This window comes from Streptomyces nogalater (genome assembly GCF_039532885.1).
Lineage (GTDB): Bacteria > Actinomycetota > Actinomycetes > Streptomycetales > Streptomycetaceae > Streptomyces > Streptomyces nogalater.
On record NZ_BAAASM010000009.1, the window covers coordinates 46117 to 72015 of the forward strand.

The 25899-nt window shown below is 72.7% G+C and carries 21 protein-coding genes; 18 read left to right on the forward strand and 3 right to left on the reverse strand.

Annotation, left to right across the window (positions count from 1 at the left end):
• Positions 1 to 45 precede the first annotated feature (45 nt).
• The gene (gene holA / locus ABD350_RS08110) at positions 46 to 1035 is read left to right on the forward strand and encodes a DNA polymerase III subunit delta (RefSeq protein WP_030604975.1); all 990 of its coding nucleotides are present in this window, start codon (positions 46 to 48) and stop codon (positions 1033 to 1035) included.
• 431 nt (positions 1036 to 1466) lie between these two features.
• Here the strand turns inward: holA and rpsT are convergent, their stop codons facing one another.
• Positions 1467 to 1733: a 30S ribosomal protein S20 gene (gene rpsT / locus ABD350_RS08115; RefSeq protein WP_004001350.1), complete on the reverse strand. Its 267-nt coding sequence runs from the start codon at positions 1731 to 1733 to the stop codon at positions 1467 to 1469.
• Positions 1734 to 1958: 225 nt separating this feature from the next.
• Between rpsT and lepA the strand changes: the two genes are divergently transcribed.
• The 4 genes from lepA (at position 1959) to hemW (ending at position 9265) form a co-directional block, all read left to right on the forward strand.
• Positions 1959 to 3833, forward strand: a complete 1875-nt coding sequence (lepA, locus tag ABD350_RS08120; protein WP_344347114.1) for a translation elongation factor 4 — start codon at positions 1959 to 1961, stop codon at positions 3831 to 3833.
• Between the two features lie 262 nt (positions 3834 to 4095).
• On the forward strand, positions 4096 to 5967 hold the full coding sequence (locus ABD350_RS08125) for an AMP-dependent synthetase/ligase (RefSeq protein WP_344347115.1): 1872 nt from the start codon (positions 4096 to 4098) through the stop codon (positions 5965 to 5967).
• Between the two features lie 189 nt (positions 5968 to 6156).
• Positions 6157 to 7977 (forward strand): SpoIIE family protein phosphatase, encoded by a 1821-nt coding sequence (locus ABD350_RS08130; RefSeq protein WP_344347452.1) that lies wholly within the window; start codon positions 6157 to 6159, stop codon positions 7975 to 7977.
• Positions 7978 to 8032: 55 nt separating this feature from the next.
• Entirely contained in the window at positions 8033 to 9265 is a 1233-nt protein-coding gene (gene hemW, locus ABD350_RS08135) for a radical SAM family heme chaperone HemW (protein WP_344347116.1), read from the forward strand.
• A gap of 98 nt (positions 9266 to 9363) precedes the next feature.
• Here the strand turns inward: hemW and ABD350_RS08140 are convergent, their stop codons facing one another.
• On the reverse strand, positions 9364 to 10236 hold the full coding sequence (locus ABD350_RS08140) for a DUF3097 domain-containing protein (protein ID WP_382466648.1): 873 nt from the start codon (positions 10234 to 10236) through the stop codon (positions 9364 to 9366).
• A gap of 68 nt (positions 10237 to 10304) precedes the next feature.
• Positions 10305 to 11027, reverse strand: coding sequence for an MBL fold metallo-hydrolase (locus tag ABD350_RS08145; RefSeq protein ID WP_344347117.1), 723 nt, complete (start codon positions 11025 to 11027; stop codon positions 10305 to 10307).
• A gap of 161 nt (positions 11028 to 11188) precedes the next feature.
• On the opposite strand from ABD350_RS08145, the gene hrcA reads away from it, so the two are divergent.
• From hrcA to ybeY, 13 genes are all read left to right on the forward strand, one after another.
• The gene (gene hrcA / locus ABD350_RS08150) at positions 11189 to 12205 is read left to right on the forward strand and encodes a heat-inducible transcriptional repressor HrcA (protein ID WP_014672649.1); all 1017 of its coding nucleotides are present in this window, start codon (positions 11189 to 11191) and stop codon (positions 12203 to 12205) included.
• Positions 12206 to 13342: a molecular chaperone DnaJ gene (gene dnaJ / locus ABD350_RS08155; protein WP_189756483.1), complete on the forward strand. Its 1137-nt coding sequence runs from the start codon at positions 12206 to 12208 to the stop codon at positions 13340 to 13342. It abuts the gene before it with no gap.
• A 166-nt stretch (positions 13343 to 13508) separates the two neighbouring features.
• Entirely contained in the window at positions 13509 to 14597 is a 1089-nt protein-coding gene (locus tag ABD350_RS08160) for a nitronate monooxygenase (protein ID WP_344347118.1), read from the forward strand.
• The gene (locus tag ABD350_RS08165) at positions 14594 to 15331 is read left to right on the forward strand and encodes a 16S rRNA (uracil(1498)-N(3))-methyltransferase (protein ID WP_344347119.1); all 738 of its coding nucleotides are present in this window, start codon (positions 14594 to 14596) and stop codon (positions 15329 to 15331) included. The genes ABD350_RS08160 and ABD350_RS08165 overlap by 4 nt, the downstream gene beginning before the upstream one ends.
• Positions 15332 to 15350: 19 nt before the next feature.
• Positions 15351 to 15743 (forward strand): VOC family protein, encoded by a 393-nt coding sequence (locus tag ABD350_RS08170; RefSeq protein WP_344347121.1) that lies wholly within the window; start codon positions 15351 to 15353, stop codon positions 15741 to 15743.
• 57 nt (positions 15744 to 15800) lie between these two features.
• Positions 15801 to 19031: a S41 family peptidase gene (locus ABD350_RS08175; protein ID WP_344347122.1), complete on the forward strand. Its 3231-nt coding sequence runs from the start codon at positions 15801 to 15803 to the stop codon at positions 19029 to 19031.
• A gap of 71 nt (positions 19032 to 19102) precedes the next feature.
• Positions 19103 to 19456 carry a histidine triad nucleotide-binding protein gene (locus ABD350_RS08180; RefSeq protein ID WP_344347123.1) on the forward strand — a complete coding sequence of 118 codons (354 nt, stop codon included), beginning with the start codon at positions 19103 to 19105 and terminating at the stop codon, positions 19454 to 19456.
• A 6-nt stretch (positions 19457 to 19462) separates the two neighbouring features.
• Positions 19463 to 20368 carry a ribonuclease Z gene (locus ABD350_RS08185; protein WP_344347124.1) on the forward strand — a complete coding sequence of 302 codons (906 nt, stop codon included), beginning with the start codon at positions 19463 to 19465 and terminating at the stop codon, positions 20366 to 20368.
• Positions 20369 to 20388: 20 nt separating this feature from the next.
• Positions 20389 to 21393, forward strand: coding sequence for an adenosine deaminase (locus tag ABD350_RS08190; RefSeq protein WP_344347125.1), 1005 nt, complete (start codon positions 20389 to 20391; stop codon positions 21391 to 21393).
• A gap of 140 nt (positions 21394 to 21533) precedes the next feature.
• A complete protein-coding gene (locus ABD350_RS08195; RefSeq protein WP_344347127.1) occupies positions 21534 to 22823 on the forward strand; it encodes a glucarate dehydratase family protein in 1290 nt (429 codons plus the stop codon).
• Between the two features lie 92 nt (positions 22824 to 22915).
• Positions 22916 to 24073: a carbohydrate kinase family protein gene (locus ABD350_RS08200; RefSeq protein WP_344347128.1), complete on the forward strand. Its 1158-nt coding sequence runs from the start codon at positions 22916 to 22918 to the stop codon at positions 24071 to 24073.
• 226 nt (positions 24074 to 24299) lie between these two features.
• Positions 24300 to 25382, forward strand: a complete 1083-nt coding sequence (locus tag ABD350_RS08205) for a PhoH family protein (protein WP_344347129.1) — start codon at positions 24300 to 24302, stop codon at positions 25380 to 25382.
• Between the two features lie 12 nt (positions 25383 to 25394).
• Complete coding sequence (ybeY, locus tag ABD350_RS08210; RefSeq protein ID WP_030777220.1) at positions 25395 to 25892, forward strand: rRNA maturation RNase YbeY; 498 nt, start codon at positions 25395 to 25397, stop codon at positions 25890 to 25892.
• Positions 25893 to 25899: the final 7 nt, after the last annotated feature.

Genomic DNA, 25899 nt, shown 5'->3' on the forward strand with positions numbered 1-25899 from the left:
GGCGGCGCCGGTTGGCTGTCAGTGCCGCGTGGGATGCTGTAAGCGATGGCCAGGAAGACTGCGAATGACGACCCTCTCGCCCCGGTGACCGTTGCCGTGGGCCAGGAGGACCTCCTGCTCGACCGTGCCGTGCGGGAGGTGGTGGCCGCCGCCAAGGCCGCCGACGCCGACACGGACGTACGTGACCTGACCCCGGACCAGCTGCAGCCCGGCACACTCGCCGAGCTGACCAGCCCGTCGCTCTTCGCGGAGCGCAAGGTCGTGGTCGTACGCAACGCGCAGGACCTGTCCGCCGACACGGTCAAGGACGTGAAGGCGTATCTCGGTTCGCCCGCCGAGGAGATCACTCTGGTGCTGCTGCACGCCGGCGGCGCCAAGGGAAAGGGGCTGCTGGACGCGGCGCGCAAGGCGGGCGCGCGGGAGGTGGCCTGCCCGAAGATGACCAAGCCGGCGGACCGGCTGGCCTTCGTCCGGGGCGAGTTCCGCTCCCTCGGGCGGTCGGCCACACCCGAGGCGTGCCAGGCGCTGTGCGATGCCATCGGCAGCGACCTGCGGGAGCTGGCCTCGGCGGTCTCGCAGTTGGTCGCCGACGTGGAAGGGACGATCGACGAGGCGATCGTCGGGCGGTATTACACGGGGCGCGCCGAGGCCTCCAGCTTCACGGTCGCCGACCGGGCCGTGGAGGGGCGTACGGCGGAGGCGCTGGAGGCCCTCAGATGGTCGCTGGCGACGGGCGTGGCGCCGGTGATGATCACCAGCGCGCTGGCACAGGGCGTGCGGGCGATCGGCAAGCTGTCCTCGGCCCGGGGCGGCCGGCCGGCCGATCTGGCGCGGGAGCTGGGCATGCCGCCGTGGAAGATCGACCGGGTGCGCCAGCAGATGCGGGGCTGGACGCCGGACGGGGTCGCGGTGGCACTCAGAGCGGTCGCGGAGGCCGACGCGGGCGTGAAGGGCGGCGGCGACGATCCCGAGTACGCCTTGGAGAAGGCGGTCGTGGTGATCGCCCGGGCCGCCCGCTCCAGAGGCCGGGCCTGACCGGACGGCTCCCCGCCACCGGCGAGCCGGCACAAGGGTGGCGGCAGGCCGGCCCGTGCGCCTGCCGATGAGCCACCGGGCCGGGGTGGCTCGGTCCCACCCCACCGGAACACGGGCACCGCATGACCGGCTCCGCTCACCGGTCGGCTCCGCTCACCGAAGAGCCGGCCTTCACTCGGCGGACCCGCGCGCCCCACCACCCGCGCGCGAAAACCCTCAGCGCTTGAGTCCCGCCGCCCACCCCAGGGCATGCCGACGGCCCCGATGCCCGCCTTGGGGAAAGGCGAAGGCGCCGGGGCCGTCGGATCAAGCTTGTGGATCCACGCCCGCGTGGCGAACGCAGGCCGCGCGTGGGTCCGGGGGTGCCGGTCGGGAGCGGATGAGAGAGGGCCCGCCCTGGGTCTTTCCGGCGATCAGATCAGAAAGGAGGTTCAGCCCTTGAGGGAAGCGACCTTGGAAGCAAGCGCCGACTTCTTGTTGGCGGCCTGGTTCTTGTGGATGACGCCCTTGGAGACGGCCTTGTCGAGCGCCCGCGCGGCAGCGCGCTGCAGCTCGGTGGCCTTCTCGACGTCACCCGCGGCAGCGGCCTCACGGGCCTTGCGGATCGCGGTCTTCAGAGAGGACTTGACGGCCTTGTTGCGCAGCCGGGCCTTCTCGTTGGTCTTGATCCGCTTGATCTGGGACTTGATGTTCGCCACGAAGGAGCCTTTTCAGGTTCAGGCGCGGGGCCGCTCGGGTCCCGAACCGGTGATCCAAAATTTTCGGACGTGCCTCGCGCTGAGAGGGCATGAGGCACAGCCATCTACAGTACCAGTGGCCCTCCGGGCGGCCCAAAACGGCCCTAGGTCCCGCCCCGTGGGACCATGGAGACTACGTAACGATCCGACCCGAGGCATAAGGCGCCTCAAGAGACAGGACCCTGCGTGCCCGCGACCCCTAACCATGTGCCCGAGCCGAGCCGTACCGACCCGGCTCTGATCCGCAATTTCTGCATCATCGCGCACATCGACCACGGCAAGTCCACGCTCGCCGACCGGATGCTCCAGCTGACCGGTGTGGTCGAGCAGCGGCAGATGCGTGCTCAGTACCTCGACCGGATGGACATCGAGCGCGAGCGCGGCATCACGATCAAGTCCCAGGCGGTGCGTCTGCCCTGGGCCCCGACCGAGGGCCCCGACCAGGGCACGACCCACATCCTCAACATGATCGACACCCCCGGGCACGTCGACTTCACCTACGAGGTCTCGCGGTCGCTGGCCGCCTGCGAGGGGACCATCCTCCTGGTCGACGCCGCCCAGGGCATCGAGGCGCAGACCCTCGCCAACCTCTACCTGGCGATGGAGAACGACCTCACGATCATCCCGGTGCTGAACAAGATCGACCTGCCGGCCGCGCAGCCGGAGAAGTTCGCCGAGGAACTGGCGAACCTGGTCGGCTGCGAACCGGACGACGTGCTCAAGGTCTCGGCGAAGACCGGTCTCGGTGTGGACGTGCTGCTGAACAAGGTCGTCAAGGAGGTCCCGGCGCCGGTCGGTGTCGCCGACGCGCCCGCCCGCGCGATGATCTTCGACTCGGTCTACGACTCCTACCGCGGTGTCGTGACGTACGTCCGTGTCATCGACGGCCAGCTCAACAAGCGCGAGCGCATCAAGATGATGTCGACCGGCGCCACGCACGAGCTGCTGGAGATCGGTGTCAACTCGCCGGAGATGCTGCCGGCCGACGGCCTCGGCGTCGGTGAGGTGGGGTACCTCATCACCGGCGTGAAGGACGTGAGGCAGTCCAAGGTCGGTGACACGGTCACCAGCCAGCACAAGGGTGCCACCGAGGCGCTCGGCGGTTACAAGGACCCGAAGCCGATGGTCTTCTCCGGTCTGTATCCGCTGGACGGCTCCGACTACCCGGAGCTGCGCGAGGCCCTGGACAAGCTCCAGCTCAACGACGCCGCGCTGGTCTACGAGCCGGAGACCTCCGCCGCCCTCGGCTTCGGTTTCCGCGTCGGCTTCCTCGGCCTGCTGCACCTGGACGTGATCCGGGAGCGGCTGGAGCGCGAGTTCGGCCTCGACCTGATCGCCACCGCCCCCAACGTGGTCTACCGCGTGATCCTGGAGGACGGCAGCGAGGTCACCGTCACCAACCCGAGCGAGTTCCCCGAGGGCAAGATCGCCGAGGTGTTCGAGCCGGTCGTGCGGGCGACGATCCTCGCGCCGACCGAGTTCATCGGCGCGATCATGGAACTGTGCCAGACCCGGCGCGGCACGCTGCTGGGCATGGACTACCTCTCCGAGGACCGGGTCGAGATCCGCTACACCCTGCCGCTCGCGGAGATCGTCTTCGACTTCTTCGACCAGCTGAAGTCGAAGACGCGCGGCTACGCCTCCCTGGACTACGAGCCCACGGGCGAGCAGAGCAGCTCCCTGGTCAAGGTCGACATCCTGCTGCACGGCGACAAGGTGGACGCCTTCTCGGCGATCACCCACAAGGATCAGGCGTACGCGTACGGCGTGCGGCTCGTCGCCAAGCTCAAGGAACTGATCCCGCGGCAGAACTTCGAGGTGCCGGTGCAGGCCGCCATCGGCGCCCGGGTCATCGCCCGCGAGACCATCCGCGCCATCCGCAAGGACGTCCTCGCCAAGTGCTACGGCGGTGACATCTCCCGTAAGCGGAAGCTGCTGGAGAAGCAGAAGGAAGGCAAGAAGCGGATGAAGATGGTGGGTTCCGTGGAGGTTCCGCAGGAGGCCTTCATCGCCGTCCTGTCCAGCGATGACAGCGCGGGGTCGGGCAAGGGCAAGAAGTAACCGGAGGTTACAGCCGGTCACGTCCGCAAAGCGGGCAGGTGGGGGCCCGTCGTGCGAAAGCGCGGCGGGCCCCCGTGCGTGACGGGCGCGGCCCCGTGTCGGAAAGTGTCATGCCGATGCCCCTTACGCGCCGGGCGGTCGCGCCTTACCCTGATCCCTGCTCGTTAGTTACTCGCGAGTTAAACAACAGTCCCGCCACCCCACCGTGAGTCAACCCAGCCGCATCGAGTCAGCCGCACCGTCGCGGGCCCCGGAGGATGTCGTGAGCGACACACAGACCCTGATCGAGAACCGTCCGCCCTCCGTGGCGGCCCTCTTCCTGGAGCGCGTGGCGGCCACACCGGACGCCGAGGCCTACCGCTACCCCGTTCCGCCGGCCGCGGGCGAGGGCCCCGACGACTGGGAGTCGCTCAGCTGGGCGGAGGCGGCCGAACGGGTGTACGCGATCGCGGCCGGGCTCATCGAACTGGGCATCGAGCCCGAGCAGCGGGTGGCGCTCGCCTCCTCCACCCGCGTCGAGTGGATCCTCGCCGACCTCGGCATCATGTGCGCCGGCGGTGCCACCACGACCGTCTACCCGCAGACCAACGCCGACGAGTCCGCGTTCATCCTCTCCGACTCCGAGAGCCGCGTCCTGGTCGCCGAGGACGCGGCACAACTCGCCAAGGCCGTGGCGAAGCGCCCCGAGCTGCCCGCGCTCACCAAGGTCGTGGTGATCGACCCGGCCGGTGTGGAGACCGGGGACTGGGTGATCAGCCTCGCCGAGCTGGAGGAGCGCGGAGCCGCCTACCTGGAGCAGCACCCGCAGCTGATCAAGGAGCGGGTCGGGGCGATCACCAAGGACCAGCTCGCCACCCTCATCTACACCTCCGGCACCACCGGCCGCCCCAAGGGTGTGCGTCTGCCGCACGACAACTGGGCGTACATGGCCAAGGCGATCGCCGCGACCGGCCTGGTCACCATCGACGACGTCCAGTACCTGTGGCTGCCGCTCGCGCACGTCTTCGGCAAGGTGCTCACCTCCGGCCAGATCGAGGTCGGGCACGTCACCGCCGTGGACGGCCGCGTGGACAAGATCATCGAAAACCTTCCGGTGGTGCGGCCGACGTACATGGCGGCCGTGCCGCGCATCTTCGAGAAGGTGTACAACGGCGTGGCGGCCAAGGCCCGCGAGGGCGGCGCGGCCAAGTACAAGATCTTCCAGTGGGCCGCCGAGGTCGCCCGCGAGTACGCCAAGGTCACCCAGGACAACTTCCGCCGCACCGGTGTCGCCTCGGCGCCGTTCGGGCTCGCCGCCAAGCACAAGATGGCCGACACCCTCGTCTACGCCAAGCTCCGCGAGGCCTTCGGCGGCCGGCTGCGCGCCTGTGTCTCCGGCGCCTCCGCGCTCGCGCCCGAGATCGGCTACTTCTTCGCCGGCGCCGGCATCCACATCCTGGAGGGCTACGGCCTCACCGAGACCTCCGCCGCCTCCTTCGTCAATCCCGGCGAGGCCTACCGCACCGGCACGGTCGGCAAGCCGCTGCCCGGCACCGAGGTCCGCATCGCCGACGACGGCGAGATCCTGCTGCGCGGCCCCGGCATCATGCAGGGCTACCACCAGCAGCCCGAGAAGACCGCCGAGGTGCTGGAGTCCGACGGCTGGTTCCACACCGGCGACATCGGCGAGCTGTCGCCCGACGGCTATCTGCGTATCACCGACCGCAAGAAGGACCTCATCAAGACCTCCGGCGGCAAGTACGTCGCCCCGGCCGAGATCGAGGGCCAGTTCAAGGCGGTGTGCCCGTACGTGTCCAACATCCTCGTGCACGGCGCCGACCGGAACTACTGCACCGCCCTGATCGCCCTCGACGAGCCCGCGATCCTTCAGTGGGCGAAGGAGAACGGTCTGGAGGGCACGTACGCCGAGATCGTCGCCGCGCCGCAGACCGTGGAGATGGTCGACGGGTATGTGCGGCAGCTCAACGCCGGGCTCCAGCGCTGGCAGACCATCAAGAAGTTCCGGCTGCTGCCGCGCGACCTCGATGTGGAGCACGGCGAGATCACGCCGAGCCTGAAACTGAAGCGGCCGGTGGTGGAGCGGACGTACAAGGACCTGATCGACGAGATGTACGCCGGTACCAGAGAGGCGTAGCCCGCCGGGGGCGACCGTGGGCCCCGTCCGCGGCCCGGCCGCGGTTTTCCGCCACGCGGCGCGACCGCGTACCGGCGCGGTCACGCGCCCCTTTTACGCTCACCGGCGCTCGAAAGGTTCCGTCTTCCGGTCAGTTCCGTGACTCCGCGCTTATAGACGGGTCCGGTCTGTCACCCTGGCCGCATGGACATGGCGGCCATACCCACACAGCGGGACATCGAGTCTCGGCCAGACGCGGCGCGGGGGCGGGCCACGCTGGCCGGGAGCCCCCTCGCCCCGGGGTCGGCCCGCGGGCTGGTGCGGGCCGCGCTGGCCGAGGCGCCCGGGACCCCGGCGCGGCTCGCCGACGACGCCATGGCCGTCGTCAGCGAACTGGTCACCAACGCCGTCGTACACGCCGGCACGGACGTGCACGTCGAGTGGCGGCTGGAGGAGACCGGCGCGTTCGTCATCGAGGTGAGCGACCGGCACCCCTCCCGCGCCCCACGGGACGCCGGCGGCGGCGAGGCGCCGTACGAGACCCCCGAGTACGGGCGCGGGCTGCGCCTCGTCGCCACGCTCGCCGAATCCTGGGGCGTCACCTACCGCACCGGCGCCAAGACCGTCTGGGCCCGGCTGCCCCCGGGCGGCAGCGACGCCCTCGACGGCCCCGCTCCCGGCCCCGCCCTGGAGGTCGCCGAGGACCTCGCCCCGCAGCCGCACCGCGCCGACGGCGACCGGGACTGGCTCGGCCGGGGCGCCCTGTCCTTCCTCGCCGAGGCCTCCGACCTGCTCGCCGGACAGCTCGACGAGAACCTGGTCGCCGCGCTCACCGGCCAGCTGATCGTGCCCCGGCTGGCCGACTGGTGCGCGGTCTGGCTGGAGGACGAGGCGACCGCCCGCGGCGGCGCCCGCGACGGCCCCGCCCGGGTCTGGCACGCCAGCGAGGCCCGCATCGAGGAACTGCGCGCCGCGCTGGAGAAGGAACCGCCGCGCCCGCCGGACGGCACGCGCTCCGGCCCCGGGCCCTACCCCTGGCCCGGCCACGCGCTCGGCCCGCACGGCACCGACGGAACGGCGCTGGCCTACCGGCTGGTCGCGGGCGGCCGGCCGCTCGGCACGCTGGTCATCGGCCGGTGCGGACCGGCCGGCTTCCCGGACGAGATCACCGGCCTGGTCGAGGACCTGAGCCGACGGGTCGCCCTGGCCATCGGCGCGGCCCGCCAGTACGCCCGCCAGGCCACCATCAGCGCCGTCCTCCAGCGCGGTCTGCTGCCCGGCGCGGTGGCCGAGATCCCCGGTGTGCGCAGCGCGCTGGTCTACGAACCCTGCGACCAGGGCGGCCCCAGCGGCGACTTCTACGACCTGTTCCCGGCGGGCGACGGACGCTGGTGCTTCGCCGTCGGCGACGTCCAGGGCAAGGGCCCCGAGGCGGCCGTGGTGATCGGCCTCGCCCGTCCCTGGCTGCGGCTGCTCGCCCGTGAGGGATACGGCGTCGCCGACGTCCTGGACCGCCTCAACCAGCTGCTGCTGGACGACGCCACCGAGGCCGCCGACGCGGCGGCCCGCGCCCTGGTCGCCGCCGGCGGCCGGCCGCCGGCCCTGGGGGACGGCCCGCAGACCCGCTTCCTCTCCCTCCTCTACGGCGAGCTGACCCCGCACGCCGACGGGATCCGCTGCACCCTCGCCTCCGCCGGCCACCCGCTGCCGCTGGTCCTCGCCCCGGACGGCACCGTGCGCACCGTCGCCCGCCCGCAGACCCTGCTCGGTGTGGTGGAGGACGAGACGTACACCAGCGAGACCGTGGAGCTGCGGTCCGGTGACAGCCTGCTGTGCGTCACCGACGGGGTGACCGAGCGGCGCTCCGGTACCCGCCAGTTCGACGACGGCGACGGACTTGCCCACGCCCTGTCCGGCTGCGCCGGGCTCGGCGCCGAGCTGATCGCGGAGCGCATCCGCCGCCTGGTCCACGACTTCGGCGCCGACCTGCCCGCGGACGACCTGGCCCTGCTGGTCCTCCAGGCCGAGTGACGCCCCCGGGCCGCGGGCAGCGGGGCAACGCCCGCGGTGCTGGACAATGGAAGGCATGCCTTCCGCACTCCCCGACGGCGAGCCCGTCCCCGCCGACGGCGCGCTGCCCGCGTCCGCGCTCGCCGGGGCCGCCGCCCGCCCGCTCGGTTTCTATCTGCACGTCCCGTACTGCGCGACCCGCTGCGGCTACTGCGACTTCAACACCTACACCGCGACCGAGCTGCGCGGCACCGGCGGAGTGCTCGCCTCCCGGGACAACTACGCGGACACCCTGATCCAGGAGATCCGGCTGGCGCGCAAGGTGCTGGGCGACGACCCGCGCGAGGTCCGCACGGTGTTCGTCGGGGGCGGTACGCCGACCCTGCTGGCCGCCGGGGATCTGGTACGGATGCTCGGGGCGATCCGCGAGGAGTTCGGTCTCGCGCCGGACGCGGAGATCACCACGGAGGCCAACCCGGAGTCCGTCGACCCCGCCTACCTGGCCACCCTCCGCGAGGGCGGTTTCAACCGGATCTCCTTCGGTATGCAGAGCGCCCGGCGGCATGTGCTGAAGGTCCTCGACCGCACCCACACCCCCGGCCGTCCCGAGGCGTGCGTGGCGGAGGCCAGGGCGGCGGGCTTCGCACACGTCAACCTCGACCTGATCTACGGCACGCCGGGGGAGAGCGACGACGACTGGCGGGCCTCCCTGGAGGCCGCCCTGGGCGCCGGCCCCGACCACGTCAGCGCCTACGCGCTCATCGTGGAGGAGGGCACCCGGCTGGCCCGCCGGATCCGCCGGGGCGAGGTCCCGATGACCGACGACGACGTGCACGCCGACCGGTACCTGATCGCCGAGGAGACGCTGGGCCGGGCGGGCTACGAGTGGTACGAGGTCTCCAACTGGGCCACCTCCGAGGCGGGCCACTGCCTGCACAACGAGCTCTACTGGCGCGGCGCCGACTGGTGGGGCGCCGGACCGGGGGCGCACTCGCACGTGGGCGGCGTGCGCTGGTGGAACGTGAAGCACCCCGGCGCGTACGCGGCGGCGCTCGCGGACGGACGCTCTCCGGGCGCCGGCCGCGAGGTCCTGTCGGACGAGGACCGCCGCGTGGAGCGGATCCTGTTGGAACTGCGGCTGCGCGAGGGTGTCCCGCTGTCCCTGCTGAAGGAGGAGGGCCTCGCGGCTGCCCGGCGCGCGCTGGCGGACGGGCTGCTCCAGGAGGAGCCGTACGAGGGGGGACGGGCCGTCCTCACCCTGCGCGGACGTCTCCTGGCGGACGCGGTGGTACGGGACCTCGTGGACTGATCACTCGGGTGAGCGAATCCCCCCGGAGCGCCCGTTCGGTCCCTGACCTGGTTCGTAGGCTGCCGCCGGGGGGACGCGGCGAGTGCGTCCTGCTGACGTCAGGCCCCACCGCTGCCCGTGACGAAGTCGATCAGTTCCTCCACGCGTCCCAGCAGTTCCGGCTCCAGGTCCCGGTAGGACCCCACCCGCTTCAGGATCGCCTGCCAGACCGCGCCGGTGTTCTCCGCGGGCCAGCCCAGCGCCCGGCACACCCCCGTCTTCCAGTCCTGGCCCTTCGGCACCGCCGGCCACGCCTCGATGCCCAGGGAGGAGGGCTTCACCGCCTGCCAGATGTCGATGTACGGGTGACCGACGACCAGGGCGTGGTCGCTGGTGACCGACTGGGCGATCCGCCACTCCTTCGTGCCCGGCACCAGGTGGTCCACCAGAACGCCCAGGCGGGCGTCGGGGCCCGGGGCGAAGGAGTCCACGATGGCCGGCAGGTCGTCCACGCCCTCCAGGTACTCCACGACCACGCCCTCGATGCGCAGGTCGTCGCCCCAGACCTTCTCGACCAGCTCGGCGTCGTGCCGGCCCTCGACGTAGATACGGCCGGCGCGGGCCACGCGCGCGCGTGCCTGCGGGACGGCGATCGAGCCGGACGCCGTACGGGTGGGGCGTGCCGGGGAGGCGGCCGGGCGGACCAGCGTGACCGCCTTGCCCTCCAGCAGGAAGCCGCGCGGTTCCAGCGGGAAGACGCGGTGCTTGCCGAAGCGGTCCTCCAAGGTCACCGTGCCCGCCTCGCAGCGGATCACCGCCCCGCAGAACCCGGTACCGGCCTCCTCCACCACCAGGCCCGGCTCGGCGGCCACCTCCGGCACCGGCTGTGGCTTCCTCTTCCAGGGAGGGGTCAGATCGGGCGAGTACACACGAGGGCGCGGGCCCGGAGGGCCCTCGTTGGAAGGGCGGTGGCGGGAGACGGGTGGGCGCATTCGGATGACGATAGGAGAAGCCGCGACGTGACAAGTGCGACACGCCGGAATCCGAACCGGAACGCCGTTCAGATCACGCCGAACCGTGCCGCCAGCTCGTCCCGTTGACGCCGTACGAACGCCGCGTCCACCACCGCCCCGTGCCCGGGCACGTACAGTGCGTCCTCGCCGCCCAGCGCCACCAGCCGGTCCAGGGCGTCCGGCCAGCGGGCGGGGACCGCGTCCGGGCCGGCCTGGGGCTCGCCGGACTCCTCCACCAGGTCGCCGCAGAAGACGATCTCCGGGGAGCCGGGGATCAGCACCGCGAGGTCGTGGGCCGTGTGGCCCGGACCCACGTTGGCCAGCAGCGCCTGGCGGCCGCCGCCGAGGTCCAGCGTCCACTCGCCGGACACCGGGTGCCGGGGGGCCACCAGCGCGTCCACCGCCTCGTCGGCGTCGGCGACCGGCAGCCCGTTGCGCACCGCGTCCAGCCGCAGCTCCGCCCGCTCGAACGCGAACACGGCGTCCAGGCCGACCGCCCCGTACACCTCCGCCCCGGCGAACGCGGCCGCGCCGAACACATGGTCGAAGTGGGGGTGGGTGAGCGCGAGATGGGTCACACGGCCGCCCGCCAGATCCTCGGCCCGCGCGCGCAGCCGGGCCCCCTCCGCCAGGCTCGAACCGGCGTCCACGAGCAGCGCCGTCCCCTCGCCCACGACCAGCCCCGCCGTGCAGTCCCAGCCCGGCAGCCGGCACCGTCCCACCCCGGCCGCCAGCCGTTCCCACCCCAGCTCTTCCCAAGTCACGGTCATACCCGCGACGCTAGCGGTAGGACCCGGCGGGGCGGGCCGACCTTGCCCCGGGTGTACCCGACGGCCGTACACTGGGCCGGGGAATGCTGGCACTCGCGTGGGAAGAGTGCCAGGCGGACGACCCGATGGGACGAGGGACGACGTGCTGGAGGTGCGCGCGGATGCTGAGTGAACGCAGGCTTCAGGTGCTGCGCGCCATCGTCCAGGACTATGTGGGCACCGAGGAGCCGGTCGGTTCCAAGGCGCTCACCGAGCGGCACAACCTCGGCGTCTCCCCGGCCACCGTCCGCAACGACATGGCGGCCCTGGAGGACGAGGGGTACATCGCGCAGCCGCACACCAGCGCGGGGCGCATCCCCACCGACAAGGGCTACCGTCTGTTCGTGGACAAGCTCGCGGGCGTGAAGCCGATGACCGCGCCCGAGCGCCGCGCGATCCAGAACTTCCTGGAGGGCGCCGTCGACCTCGACGACGTCGTGGCGCGCACGGTGCGGCTGCTCGCGCAGCTGACCCGGCAGGTCGCCGTCGTGCAGTATCCGTCGCTGACCCGGTCCACGGTCCGGCACGTGGAGCTGCTCTCGCTCGCCCCGGCGCGCGTGATGCTCGTGCTGATCACCGACACCGGCCGGGTCGAGCAGCGTATGGTCGACTGCCCGGCCCCGTTCGGCGAGGCCTCGCTGGCGGATCTGCGGGCCCGGCTGAACAGCAGGGTCGCGGGCCGCCGGTTCACCGATGTGCCCAAGCTGGTCGAGGACCTGCCGGACGCCTTCGATCCGGAGGACCGCGGTACGGTCTCCACGGTGCTCTCCACCCTGCTGGAGACACTCGTGGAGGAGAACGAGGAGCGGCTGATGATCGGCGGTACCGCCAATCTCACCCGCTTCGGACACGACTTTCCCCTCACGATCCGGCCCGTCCTGGAGGCACTGGAGGAGCAGGTCGTGCTCCTCAAGCTCCTCGGCGAGGCGAAGGACCCGGGCGTGACCGTGCGCATCGGCCACGAGAACGCCCACGAGGGACTCAACTCCACGTCCGTCGTGTCGGTCGGCTACGGTTCGGGCGGCGAGGCGGTTGCCAAGCTCGGCGTGGTCGGACCGACCCGCATGGACTACCCGGGAACGATGGGAGCGGTACGCGCAGTGGCACGGTACGTCGGACAGATCCTGGCGGAGTCGTAAGTGGCCACGGACTACTACGCCGTTCTCGGCGTGCGCCGCGACGCGTCGCAGGATGAGATCAAGAAGGCGTTCCGGCGGCTCGCGCGCGAGCTGCACCCGGACGTCAACCCGGATCCGAAGACCCAGGAGCGGTTCAAGGAGATCAACGCCGCCTACGAGGTGCTGTCGGACCCGCAGAAGAAGCAGGTCTACGACCTCGGCGGCGACCCGCTCTCGCAGTCCGGCGGCGCCGGCGCGGGCGGCTTCGGGGCCGGCGGCTTCGGCAACTTCTCCGACATCATGGACGCGTTCTTCGGTACGGCGTCGCAGCGCGGGCCGCGCTCGCGCACCCGGCGCGGCCAGGACGCGATGATCCGGATCGAGGTCGAGCTGGACGAGGCGGCCTTCGGGACGACCAAGGACATCCAGGTCGACACCGCCATCGTCTGCAACACCTGCAACGGCGAGGGCGCGGCGCCCGGCACGTCCGCCCAGACGTGTGACATGTGCCGCGGCCGGGGCGAGGTCTCGCAGGTCACCCGGTCCTTCCTGGGCCAGGTCATGACCTCCCGGCCGTGCCCGCAGTGCCAGGGCTTCGGCACGGTCGTGCCGACCCCGTGCCCGGAGTGCGCCGGCGACGGCCGCGTGCGCTCGCGCCGCACGCTCACCGTGAAGATCCCGGCCGGTGTCGACAACGGCACCCGGATCCAGCTCGCGGGCGAGGGCGAGGTCGGCCCCGGCGGCGGCCCGGCCGGCGACCTGTACGTGGAGATCCACGAGCTGCCGCACCCGACCTTCCAGCGGCGCGGCGACGACCTGCACTGCACGGTCACCATCCCGATGACGGCCGCGGCGCTCGGCACCAAGGTCCCGCTGGAGACGCTGGACGGCATGGAGGAGGTCGACATCCGGCCCGGCACCCAGTCCGGCCAGTCGATCCCGCTGCACGACCGCGGTGTCACGCATCTGCGCGGCGGCGGCCGGGGCGACCTGGTCGTGCACGTCGAGGTGCAGACCCCGACCAAGCTCGACCCCGAGCAGGAGCGCCTGCTGCGCGAGCTGGCCAAGCTCCGCGGCGAGGAACGCCCCCAGGGCCAGTTCCAGCCGGGTCAGCAGGGCCTGTTCTCCCGGCTGAAGGACGCGTTCAACGGTCGCTGACGTCGTCTGAGGGACGCGTTCGACGGTCGCTGACGTCGGCTGAGGGACGCGTCCCCGAAGGCGCCGAGCCCGGCGGGCATCCCCGGGGCATGTCGGGGGTGCCTCGGGGATATTCCGGGGGATGCCCCGATTCGGACCGGTCCCGGGGACGTGACACCATGCCGTCATGTCCTCCCCGCTGACCGATCTCCTCCCCCTCCCGATCGTGCAGGCCCCCATGGCGGGCGGAGTCTCCGTCCCGCAGCTCGCCGCCGCCGTCTCCGACGCCGGCGGCCTCGGGTTCCTCGCCGCCGGCTACAAGACCGCCGACGGGATGTACCAGGAGATCAAGCGGCTGCGCGGGCTCACGAGCCGGCCGTTCGGCGTCAACCTGTTCATGCCGCAGCCCGAGCACGCGGAGTCCGGCGCCGTCGAGGTCTACGCCCACCAGCTGGCCGGCGAGGCCGCCTGGTACGAGACCGAGCTGGGCGACCCGGACGGCGGCCGGGACGACGGCTACGACGCCAAGCTCGCCGTCCTGCTCGACGACCCGGTCCCGGTGGTCTCCTTCCACTTCGGCGTGCCGGACCGCGAGGTCGTCGCGCGGCTGCGCCGGGCCGGGACCCTCACCCTGGTCACCGCCACCACCGCGGAGGAGGCCCGCGCGGTCGAGGCGGCCGGCGCGGACGCGGTGATCGCGCAGGGCGTGGAGGCCGGCGGCCATCAGGGCACGCACCGCGACTCGCCCGAGAACGACGGCGCCGGCGTCGGACTGCTGTCGCTGCTCGCGCAGGTCCGCGAGGCCGTGGACATCCCGGTCGTCGCCGCCGGCGGCCTGATGCGCGGCGGCCAGATCGCCGCCGTCCTCGCGGCCGGCGCCGACGCGGCGCAGCTCGGCACCGCCTTCCTCGCCACCGAGGAGTCCGGCGCGCCCGACCCGCACAAACGGGCGCTGACCGACCCCCTCTTCGCGCGCACCCGGCTGACCCGCGCCTTCACCGGCCGCCCGGCCCGCTCCCTGGTCAACCGGTTCCTGCGCGAGCACGGCCCGTACGCGCCCGCCGCCTACCCGGAGGTCCACCACCTCACCTCGCCGCTGCGCAAGGCCGCCGCCAAGGCCGGTGACGCGCAGGGCATGGCGCTGTGGGCGGGGCAGGGCCACCGGATGGCCCGGGAACTGCCGGCCGGACGGCTGGTGGAGGTGCTGGCGGCGGAACTCGCCGAGGCCCGGACAGCGTTGTCGGACGAGTCCCGTAAGGGGGGTGAGGGCGCGTGACCGCCCCTGTCTTCGTCGTGGAGCACTGGAAGCCGGACGGCGACCGGTACGTCCTGGAGGGCGCCGAGGGCCGCCACGCGGTCTCCGTGAAGCGGCTGCGGCCCGGCGAGGAGGTCGTCCTCACCGACGGCGCCGGGCGCTACGCGGTGTGCGAGGTGACCGGCACCGAGGGCAAGGACCGGCTGATCGTCCGCATGGACCCGGTGGCCGAGGAACCGGCGCCCAGCCCGCGGATCACCGTCGTGCAGGCCCTGCCCAAGGGGGACCGCGGGGAGGTCGCCGTCGAGACCATGACCGAGGTCGGCGTCGACGCGATCGTGCCCTGGCAGGCGTCCCGCTGCATCACCCAGTGGAAGGGCGACCGCGGGCTGAAGGCGCTCGGCAAGTGGCGGGCCACCGCCCGCGAGGCCGGCAAGCAGTCCCGCCGGGTCCGCTTCCCCGAGGTCGCGGACGCGGCGACGACCAAGCAGGTGGCCGCGCTGCTCGCCCGCGCCGACTTCGCCGCCGTACTCCACGAGAGCGGCACGGACCGGCTGGCCACCGCACCGCTGCCCACCGAGGGCGAGATCGTGCTGGTCGTCGGCCCCGAGGGGGGCGTCTCCCCGGAGGAACTGGCGCTCTTCGCCCAGGCCGGTGCCACGCCGTACGTCCTCGGCCCGACCGTCCTGCGTACCTCCACCGCCGGCACCGCCGCCGCGGCCCTGCTCCTGGGGCGCACCGGCCGCTGGTCTTGAACACCGCTCGGAGAACACCGTGGAACTCGCCCAAGTCCGGCTCCTGGTCAGCGATTTCACCGCCTGCTACCGCTTCTACGCCGATGTCCTCGGCCTCAAGCCGCAGTCCGGCGCGACCGGGGGACCGTACGAGAAGTTCAGCCCGCACACCGGCTCCGCCGGGATCGCGCTCCAGGACCGCTCGATGATGGCCGAGGTCCTGGCCGAGCTGGGCGACACCGCCACCGGGCACCGCTCCCTGGTCGTGCTGCGCGTCGACGACCTCGACGCCTACTGTGCCGGGATCACCGCCCGGGGCGCGGCCCTGCTGCACGGTCCGGCCCCCATGACCGACCGCATGCGCGTGGCCCATCTGAAGGACCCGGAGGGCAACTTGGTGGAACTCCAGGAGTGGCTGCTGCTGCGCGGCTGACCCCGAGTGACCGGAAACCGGGGGCGGGCCGGGCCGGTCGCTGCGTAGAGTGACGGGGTGACTCAGGGCGCTTCGACGGGAACCGCAAACGGCTCCGGATACCTCCGCTTCCCCCATCTGCACGGCGACTTGGTGACCTTCGTCGCCGAGGACGACGTATGGCTCGCTCCGCTGGACGGCGGCCGGGCCTGGCGGGTCAGCGCCGACAACATGCCGGTGAGCCGGCCCCGTCTGTCGCCCGACGGCCGGCACCTGGCCTGGACGTCCACCCGGGACGGCGCCCCCGAGGTGCATGTCGCCCCGGTCGACGGCGGGCCCGCGAAACGGCTGACGTACTGGGGCAACTCCCGTACGGAGGTGTGCGGCTGGACCCCGGACGGGCGGGTCCTCGCGCTCGGCGCGCACGGCCGGCACAGTTTCCGGCACACCTGGGCGCACGCCGTCCCGCTGGACGGCGGCCCGGCCGAGACCCTGCCCTACGGCCCGGTCGGCGGCGTCGCCCTCGGCCCGGCCACCGTGCTGCTGTCCGCGCCGATGGGCCGCGAGGCCGCCTACTGGAAGCGCTACCGGGGCGGCACGGCGGGCAAGCTGTGGATCGACCGGGCCGCCGAAGGCGCGGAAGGCGCCGGGGAGTTCGTGCGGCTGCACGAGGACCTCGACGGGAACATCGAGTGCCCGGTGTGGGCGGGTGACCGCATCGCGTTCCTCTCCGACCACGAGGGCACCGGCGCGCTCTACTCCTCCCTCGCCGACGGCTCCGACCTGCGCCGGCACACCCCTCTCGACGGCTTCTACGCCCGGCACGCGGCCGGTGACGGCACCCGGATCGTGTACGGCTCGGCCGGTGAACTGTGGCTGCTGGACGACCTGGAGGGCGCCGAGCCGCGCCGGCTGGAGGTACGGCTCGGCGGGCCCCGCGTGGACCTCAGGCCGTACCCGGTCAACGCCTCCCGCTGGTTCGGCGAGGCGTCCCCCGGCCACACCGCGCGCGGCAGCGCCGTCTGCGTGCGCGGCGGCGTCCACTGGGTCACCCACCGCTCCGGCCCGGCCCGCGCCCTGGCCGCCACCCCCGGCGTCCGCGCCCGGATGCCGCGCGCCTTCCGCGCCGACGGCGAGGAGTGGGTGGTGTGGGTGACCGACGCCGAGGGCGAGGACGCCCTGGAGTTCGCGCCGGCGACCGGCACCGTGCCCGGCGCCCCGCCGCGCCGGCTCGCCGCCGGACAGCTCGGCCGGGTCCTGGAGCTGGCCATGGCACCCGACGGCGGCCGGGCCGCCGTCGCCGCGCACGACGGCCGGCTGCTGCTGGTCGAGCGCGAGACCGGCGAGGTCCGCGAGGTCGACCGGAGCGACGACGGCGAGGTCTCCGGCCTCGCCTTCTCCCCGGACTCCGCCTGGCTGGCCTGGTCCCACCCCGGCCCGCGCCCGCTGTCCCAGCTGCGCATCGCCCACACCACCGACCTGTCGGTCACCGAGGCGACCCCGCTGCGCTTCCAGGACTACGCGCCCGCCTTCACCCTCGACGGCAAACACCTCGCGTTCCTCTCCCACCGCGCCTTCGACCCGGTCTACGACGAACACGTCTTCGACCTCGCCTTCGTGGTCGGCGCCCGCCCGCACCTGATCACCCTGGCCGCCACCACCCCCTCGCCGTTCGGCCCGCAGCGCCACGGCCGCCCCTTCGAGACCCCCGACAAGGACGAGACCCCCGACAGCGAGGGCGCCCCCGCCACCCGCATCGACCTCGAAGGGCTCGCCGACCGCATAATCCCCTTCCCGGTGGAGGCCGGCCGCTACTCCACGCTGCGCGCCGCCAAGGACGGCGTCCTGTGGCTGCGCCACCCGGTGCAGGGGGCCCTCGGCGCCACCCGTGCCCACCCCGAGGACTCCGACCCGCACACCGAGCTGGAGCGCTACGACCTCGCCCAGCGCCGCCTGGAGCACCTCGCCGCCGACGCCGACCACTTCGAGGTCAGCGGCGACGGCAAACGGCTGCTGCTGTGGAGCGACGGCCGGCTGCGGGTCGTGCCCAGCGACCGCCGTACCGGCGGCGACGACGACGGCGACACCAGCGTCACCGTCGACCTCGCCCGCGTCCGGGGGACCGTCGACCCGGCCGCCGAGTGGCGGCAGATGTACGACGAGACCGGCCGCCTCATGCGCGACCACTTCTGGCGCCCCGACCTCGGCGGCGCCGACTGGTCCGGCATCCTCGACCGCTACCGCCCGCTGCTGGCCCGCCTCGCCACCCACAGCGACCTGGTCGACCTGCTGTGGGAGGTGCACGGCGAACTCGGCACCTCGCACGCCTACGTCACCCCGCGCGGCGGTTCCGGCCGCGCCCGGCTCGGCCTGCTCGGCGCCGACATCTCCCGGCACGAGGACGGCAGCTGGCGGATCGACCGGATCCTGCCGTCGGAGACCTCCGACCCGCAGGCCCGCTCCCCGCTCGCCGCGCCCGGCGTCGCGGTCCGCCCCGGGGACGCCGTCATCGCGGTGGCCGGCCACCCGGTCGACCCGGTGGCGGGCCCGGGCCCGCTGCTGGTCGGTACGGCGGGCCATCCGGTGGAGCTGACCGTCTCCCCGGCCGGCGGCGGCGAACCCCGGCACACCGTCGTCGTGCCCATCGCCGACGAGGAGCCGCTGCGCTACCACGCCTGGGTCGCCGACCGCCGCGCCCACGTCCACGCGGCCTCCGCCGGCCGCCTCGGCTATCTCCACGTCCCCGACATGCAGGCCCCCGGCTGGGCGCAGATCCACCGCGATCTGCGGGTGGAGGTCGCCCGCGAGGGACTCGTGGTCGACGTCCGGGAGAACCGCGGCGGCCACACCTCACAGCTGGTGGTGGAGAAGCTGGCCCGCCGGATCGTCGGCTGGGACCTGGCCCGCGGCATGCGCCCCACCAGCTATCCGCTGGACGCGCCGCGCGGCCCGGTCGTCGCCGTCGCCAACGAGTTCTCCGGCTCGGACGGCGACATCGTCAACGCGGCGATCAAGGCCCTCGGCATCGGCCCGGTCGTCGGCACCCGCACCTGGGGCGGGGTCATCGGCATCGACAGCCGCTACCGCCTGGTCGACGGCACCCTGGTCACCCAGCCGAAGTACGCGATCTGGCTGGAGGGCCTGGGCTGGGACGTGGAGAACCACGGCGTGGACCCGGACGTGGAGGTCGTCCAGCGGCCCCAGGACTGGGCCTCCGGCACGGACGCCCAGCTGGACGCGGCGATCGCGCTCGCGCTGGAGGCACTGGAGACGAACCCCGCGAAGACGCCTCCGGGGCTCCCGGACTGAGCGGTGCCGACCCGCCCCCGACGGGCTACCATGCCAACCCTGTTGATCACCCCTGAAAGCGAGCGCAGCGCATGGCCGGAGAGCCGCAGAACGACTGCCTGTTCTGCCGAATCGTCGCGGGCGAGATCCCGGCGGCGATCGTCCGGGAGACAGAGACGACCGTGGCCTTCCGGGACATAAACCCCCAGGCCCCCACCCACGTCCTGGTCATCCCCAAGGCCCACTACGAGAACGCGGCCGCTCTCGCCGCCGGAGCACCGCAGGTGGCCGCGGACGTGCTCGCCGAGACCAAGGCCGTGGCCGACGCGGAAGGGCTCGACAGCTACCGTCTCGTCTTCAACACGGGCAGCGGTGCCGGCCAGACCGTCTGGCACGCCCACGCGCACGTCCTCGGCGGCCGCGGCCTCCAGTGGCCCCCCGGATAAGCGCCCGTGTCCGTACGTGAACTGGTGGTTCTCGGCACCGCCAGCCAGGTCCCGACCCGGCACCGCAACCACAACGGCTATCTGCTGAGGTGGGACGGCGAGGGCATCCTGTTCGACCCCGGCGAGGGCACGCAGCGGCAGATGCTGCGCGCCGGGGTCGCCGCCCACGACCTGAACCGGATCTGCGTCACGCATTTCCACGGCGACCACTCCCTGGGCCTCGCCGGAGTCATCCAGCGGATCAACCTGGACCAGGTGCCGCACGAGATCACCGCGCACTATCCGCGCTCCGGCCGGCGCTTCTTCGAGCGTCTGCGCTACGCGACCGCCTACCGCGAGACCGTCTCCCTCACCGAGGCCCCGGTCGCCGCCGACGGCCTCCTCGCGGTCACCCGGTCCTACACCCTGGAGGCCCGCCGTCTCTCCCACCCGGTGGAGTCCTACGGCTACCGTCTCGTCGAACCCGACGGCCGCCGCATGCTGCCCGACCGGCTCGCCGCGCACGGCATCCAGGGTCCGGACGTGGGCCGGCTCCAGCGGGAGGGGCGGCTCGGGGACGTGGCCCTGGAGGACGTCAGCGAGGTACGGCGCGGACAGCGGTTCGCGTTCGTCATGGACACCCGGCTCTGCGACGGCGTGCACGCGCTCGCGGAGGACTGCGACCTGCTGGTGATCGAGTCCACGTTCCTGGACGAGGACACGGACCTCGCCGTCGAGCACGGGCATCTGACGGCCGGGCAGGCCGCCGCCGTGGCCCGGGACGCCGGGGTGCGGCACCTGGTGCTCACCCACTTCAGCCAGCGCTACACCGAGCCCGGGGAGTTCGAGCGGCAGGCGCGGGCGGCCGGGTTCACGGGGGAGCTGACCGTGGCCCACGATCTGCTGCGGGTACCGGTTCCGAAACGCCGGTAAAACACCCGTACGATGCTTTGATGCCTCTCCCGAAAGCAGAACTGCACCTCCACATCGAAGGCACCCTGGAGCCGGAGCTGGCGTTCGAGCTGGCCGCCCGCAACGGCGTGAGCCTGCCGTACGCGGACACCGACGCCCTCCGCGAGGCCTACCGCTTCGCGGACCTCCAGTCGTTCCTGAATCTGTACTACGAGCTGATGGCCGTCCTGCGCACCGAGGACGACTTCGCCGACCTGGCGAACGCCTACCTCGCCCGGGCCGCCGCGCAGGGCGTGCGGCACGCGGAGATCTTCTTCGACCCGCAGGCCCATGTGGCCCGGGGCGTGCCGCTGGGCACGGTCGTGGAGGGGCTGTGGCGGGCGCTGGGGGAGAGCGAGGCGAACCACGGCGTCTCCACCAGGCTGATCATGTGCTTCCTGCGGGACGAGTCCGCCGAGTCGGCCCTGCTCACGCTGGAGGCCGCGCGGCCGTACCTGGACCGGATCACCGGTGTCGGCCTGGACTCCGCCGAGGTCGGGCATCCCCCGGCGAAGTTCCGCGAGGTGTACGAGGCCGCCGCCGCGCTCGGGCTGCGCCGGGTCGCGCACGCCGGTGAGGAGGGGCCGCCGGAGTACGTCACCGAGGCGCTGGACGTGCTGGGCGTGGAGCGCGTCGACCACGGTCTGCGCTGTGTGGAGGATCCGGCGCTGGTGGAGCGGCTGGTCCGGGAGCGGATCCCGCTCACCCTGTGCCCGCTGTCCAACGTGCGCCTGCGGACCGTCGACACCCTCGCCGACCATCCGCTGCCCGCCATGCTCGACGCCGGGCTGCTGTGCACGGTCAACTCCGACGACCCGGCGTACTTCGGCGGGTACGCGGGCGACAACTTCGCGGCCGTGCACGAGAGCCTGGGCCTGTCGAGGGACCGGCTGCGCGAGCTGGCCCGCAACTCCTTCCTCGCCTCCTTCCTGGAGGACGACGAGGAGCGCCGGGCCCGCTATCTCGCCGAGGTGGACGCGTACGAGTTCGGGGACGACGTGTCGTAGGGGTGCCGGGGCGGCCGTGGCCGGGGTGTGTGATCCCGGCCACGGTGTTGTTTGGGGGTGTGGTGACCAGGGGTAGAACCGTCTAGCGTTCGTTCTCATATGTAGACGTAATTCATGATGCGAGATGGTGGAGTCTCCCTGTGGCCCGTGATCTGACCATCGCCGAGGTACGGCTGACGCCGATCCTGGTCGCCGACCCGCCGCTGCTCAACACCCAGGGCGTACACCAGCCGTACACCCCGCGGCTGATCGTGGAGGTCGTCACCGCCGACGGCGTCACCGGGCTCGGCGAGACCTACGGCGACACCAGGTACCTGGAGCTGGCCCGGCCGCTGGCCGAACGGCTCACCGGACGCTCGGTCATGGACGTGAACGCCCTGTTCGGGATCGACCTGGCCGTGGACGCCTCCCGGGTCGAGGGCGGGACCGACGCGGGCGGGCTGCGCGGGGTGCAGACCGCCGACAAACTGCGGCTGTCGGTGCTGTCCGCCTTCGAGGTCGCCTGCCTCGACGCCCAGGGCAGGGCGCTCGGCCTGCCCGTGCACGCGCTGCTCGGCGGCAAGGTCCGCGACGCCGTCGAGTACAGCGCCTACCTCTTCTACAAGTGGGACGGGCACCCGGCGGGCGTCCCCGCCGAACCCGACGAGTGGGGCGCCGCGCTCGACCCGGCCGGCGTGGTCGAACAGGCCCGCCGGCTGCGCGAGCGGCACGGCTTCGGCTCGTTCAAGCTCAAGGGCGGGGTCTTCCCGCCCGAGCGGGAGATCGCCGCCGTCCGCGCCCTCGCCGAGGCCTTCCCCGGGCACCCGCTGCGGCTCGACCCCAATGGCGCCTGGTCGGTCGCCACCTCCCTGAAGGTCGCCGAGGAACTGGGAGACGTCCTGGAGTACCTGGAGGACCCGACATTGGGCACCCCCGCCATGGCCGAGGTGGCCGCCGGCACCGACGTGCCGCTGGCCACCAACATGTGCGTGACCACCTTCGGCGAGATCAAGGAGGCGTTCACCAGGGACGCCGTCCAGGTCGTGCTGTCCGACCACCACTACTGGGGCGGACTGCGCAACACCCAGCGGCTCGCCGCGATCTGCGCCGCCTTCGGGGTCGGGGTGTCGATGCACTCCAACACCCACCTCGGCATCAGCCTCGCCGCGATGACCCAGGTGGCGGCCACGGTCCCGGAACTGCACCACGCCTGCGACTCCCACTACCCCTGGCAGTCCGAGGACGTCCTCACCGAGCGGCTCGCCTTCGAGGGCGGCCGGGTCGCCGTGTCCGACGCGCCCGGCCTCGGCGTCGAACTCGACCGGGACGAACTGGCCCGCCTGCACCGGCGGTGGGCCGACGACGACGGCGCCCTGCGCGACCGCGACGACGCGGCGGCCATGCGCGTCGCCGACCCCGCCTGGTGCACCCCGGCGATGCCCCGCTGGTGACCGGCGAGTGCCCGGCGGTGACCGGCCCCTGGCGTTCCGGTGCGTGACCTGGTGCACACTGGCCAGAACCGCACCACGCCAGGGAGCGCACCGTGACGCCGTCGCACACCCTCACCGGAGAGGAACCGGAATACCTCACCCAGGCAGCGCGCCGCCAGGTCCAGGTCGACCCGCTCGCCGCGCTGCGCACCCCCGGCGACCCGCCCTGGGACGTCTACCTCACCGGCACGGTCTTCCTCGACATCATCTTCACCGGCCTGGACTCGGCGCCGGTGCGCGGCACCGAGTCCTGGGCCCGGGGCATGGGCTCCAGCCCCGGCGGGGTCGCCAACATGGCCGCCGCCCTGGCCCGGCTCGGCCTGCGCACCGCGCTGGCCGCCGCGTTCGGCGACGACCACTACGGCGAGTACTGCTGGGACGCGCTGGAACAGGGCGAGGGCATCGACCTCTCGGCCTCGCGGACCGTGCCCGGCTGGCACTCCCCGGTCACCGTCTCCATGGCCTACGAGGGCGAGCGGACCATGGTCTCGCACGGGCACGAGCCGCCGCCCGAGGCCGTTTTCGGCCACGACGGGGCCCCCGCCCGGGCGCCCCGCGCGCGGGCCGCCGTGGCCTCCCTCACCCCGGGCCGCAGCGCCCCGTGGATCGCCGCGGCCGCCCGCGCGGGCACCCGGATCTTCGCCGACGTCGGCTGGGACGAGACGGGCGCGTGGGACCTGGCCGGCCTGCCCGACCTGAAGCACTGCGAGGCGTTCCTGCCCAACGCGGAGGAGGCCCGGCGCTACACCGGCGCCGACTGCCCCCGGGCCGCCGCGCACGCGCTGGCCGAGCACGTCCCGGTGGCCGTGGTGACCCTCGGCGAGGAGGGCGCCTACGCGGTGGACCGGCGCACCGGGGAGGCCGCCGAGGTCCCCGCGATCGCCGTGGAGGCGCTGGACCCGACCGGTGCCGGGGACGTGTTCGTCGCCGGGTTCGTGACCGGCTCCCTGGCCGGCTGGCCGCTGGCCGACCGGCTGGCCTTCGCCGGGCTCACGGCCGCGCTGTCGGTGCAGGAGTTCGGCGGTTCGCTGTCCGCGCCCGGCTGGTCGGAGATCGGGGCGTGGTGGCGCGAGGTGCGGTCCCTGCCCGGGCAGGATCCGCTGGCCCTGGCGCGGTACGCCTTCCTGGACGATCTCGTCCCCCAGCGCCTGGACCGCCCCTGGCCGCTGCGCCGGGCCGTGCCGACCCTCGGGTTCGGCCGCTCGGCCTGAGCGGGAGCGGCGGCGAACGAAAGGCGGCAGGGCGGCAGGACGGGACGGCCGGACGGAAAAAGGCGGGACGGGAAAACGGCAGGACGGGAAAACGGCAGGACGGAAAAACGGTCGTAGGAAAAGCCCTACGGCGTTGTCATCCCCCCGTCGTACCCTGGATAGTGCGAGGCCGCCGTCAGCCGTGCGGCCGTGACGAGGAGGAAGCGCAGGCCTTCAGCGCCGGCCCATGACAGAGACACCGACAGCTCACACCCCCGCGCAGGAGCAGGCGAGAGCACAGTTCACCGTCCCCGCCCAGCACCCCATGGTGACCGTGCTGGGTTCCGGCGACTCCCTCCTGCGCGTGATCGAGAGGGCCTTCCCGGCGGCCGACATCCACGTCCGGGGCAATGAGATCAGCGCGGTCGGCGACCCCGTCGACGTCGCCCTGATCTCGCGCGTGTTCGACGAGATGATGCTGGTGCTCCGCACCGGGCAGCCGATGACGGAGGACGCAGTGGAACGCTCGATCGCCATGCTCAAGGCGAGCGAGAACGGCACGAACGACGGGCCCGAGACCCCGGCGCAGGTGCTCACGCAGAACATCCTGTCCTCGCGTGGCCGCACCATCCGCCCCAAGACCCTCAACCAGAAGCGGTACGTCGACGCGATCGACAAGCACACGATCGTCTTCGGCATCGGCCCCGCCGGCACCGGCAAGACCTACCTGGCCATGGCCAAGGCCGTGCAGGCCCTGCAGTCCAAGCAGGTCAACCGGATCATCCTGACCCGTCCGGCGGTGGAGGCGGGCGAGCGCCTCGGCTTCCTGCCCGGCACGCTCTACGAGAAGATCGACCCGTATCTGCGCCCGCTGTACGACGCGCTGCACGACATGATCGACCCGGACTCCATCCCCCGGCTGATGGCCGCCGGGACGATCGAGGTCGCGCCGCTCGCCTACATGCGCGGCCGCACGCTCAACGACGCCTTCATCATCCTGGACGAGGCCCAGAACACCAGCCCCGAACAGATGAAGATGTTCCTCACCCGCCTCGGCTTCGACTCGAAGATCGTGATCACGGGTGACGTGACGCAGGTCGACCTGCCCGGCGGGCAGAAGTCCGGCCTGCGGCAGGTGCAGGAGATCCTCGACGGCGTCGAGGACGTCCACTTCTCCCGGCTGTCGTCCCACGATGTCGTACGGCACAAGCTGGTGGGCCGTATCGTCGACGCGTACGAGCAGTACGACAGCAAGCACGGCACCGAGAACGGCGGCTCCCCCAAGGGCGGCCGCGGCACGACCGGTGCCAAGGGCTCCAAGGGGAAGTAGACCAGCACGACCATGTCGATCGACGTCAACAACGAGTCCGGCACCGAGGTAGACGAGCAGGCGATCCTGGACATCGCCCGCTACGCGCTCGCGCGGATGCGCATCCACCCGCTCTCCGAGCTCTCGGTGATCGTCGTGGACGCCGACGCCATGGAGCAGCTGCACATCCAGTGGATGGACCTGCCGGGCCCCACCGATGTCATGTCCTTCCCGATGGACGAGCTCCGGCCGCCGTCCAAGGACGACGACGAGCCGCCGCAGGGGCTGCTCGGGGACATCGTGCTGTGCCCGGAGGTCGCCGCCCGGCAGGGCGCCGAGGCGCCCACGCGGCACTCCATGGACGAGGAGCTCCAGCTGCTCACCGTCCACGGAGTGCTGCACCTGCTCGGATACGACCACGAGGAGCCGGACGAGAAGGCCGAGATGTTCGGCCTCCAGGCGGCCATCGTGGACGGCTGGCGGGCCGAGCGCGGCCTGACCGGCCCGTCGCCCGCGCCGACCGTCTCGTAAGCGGGCC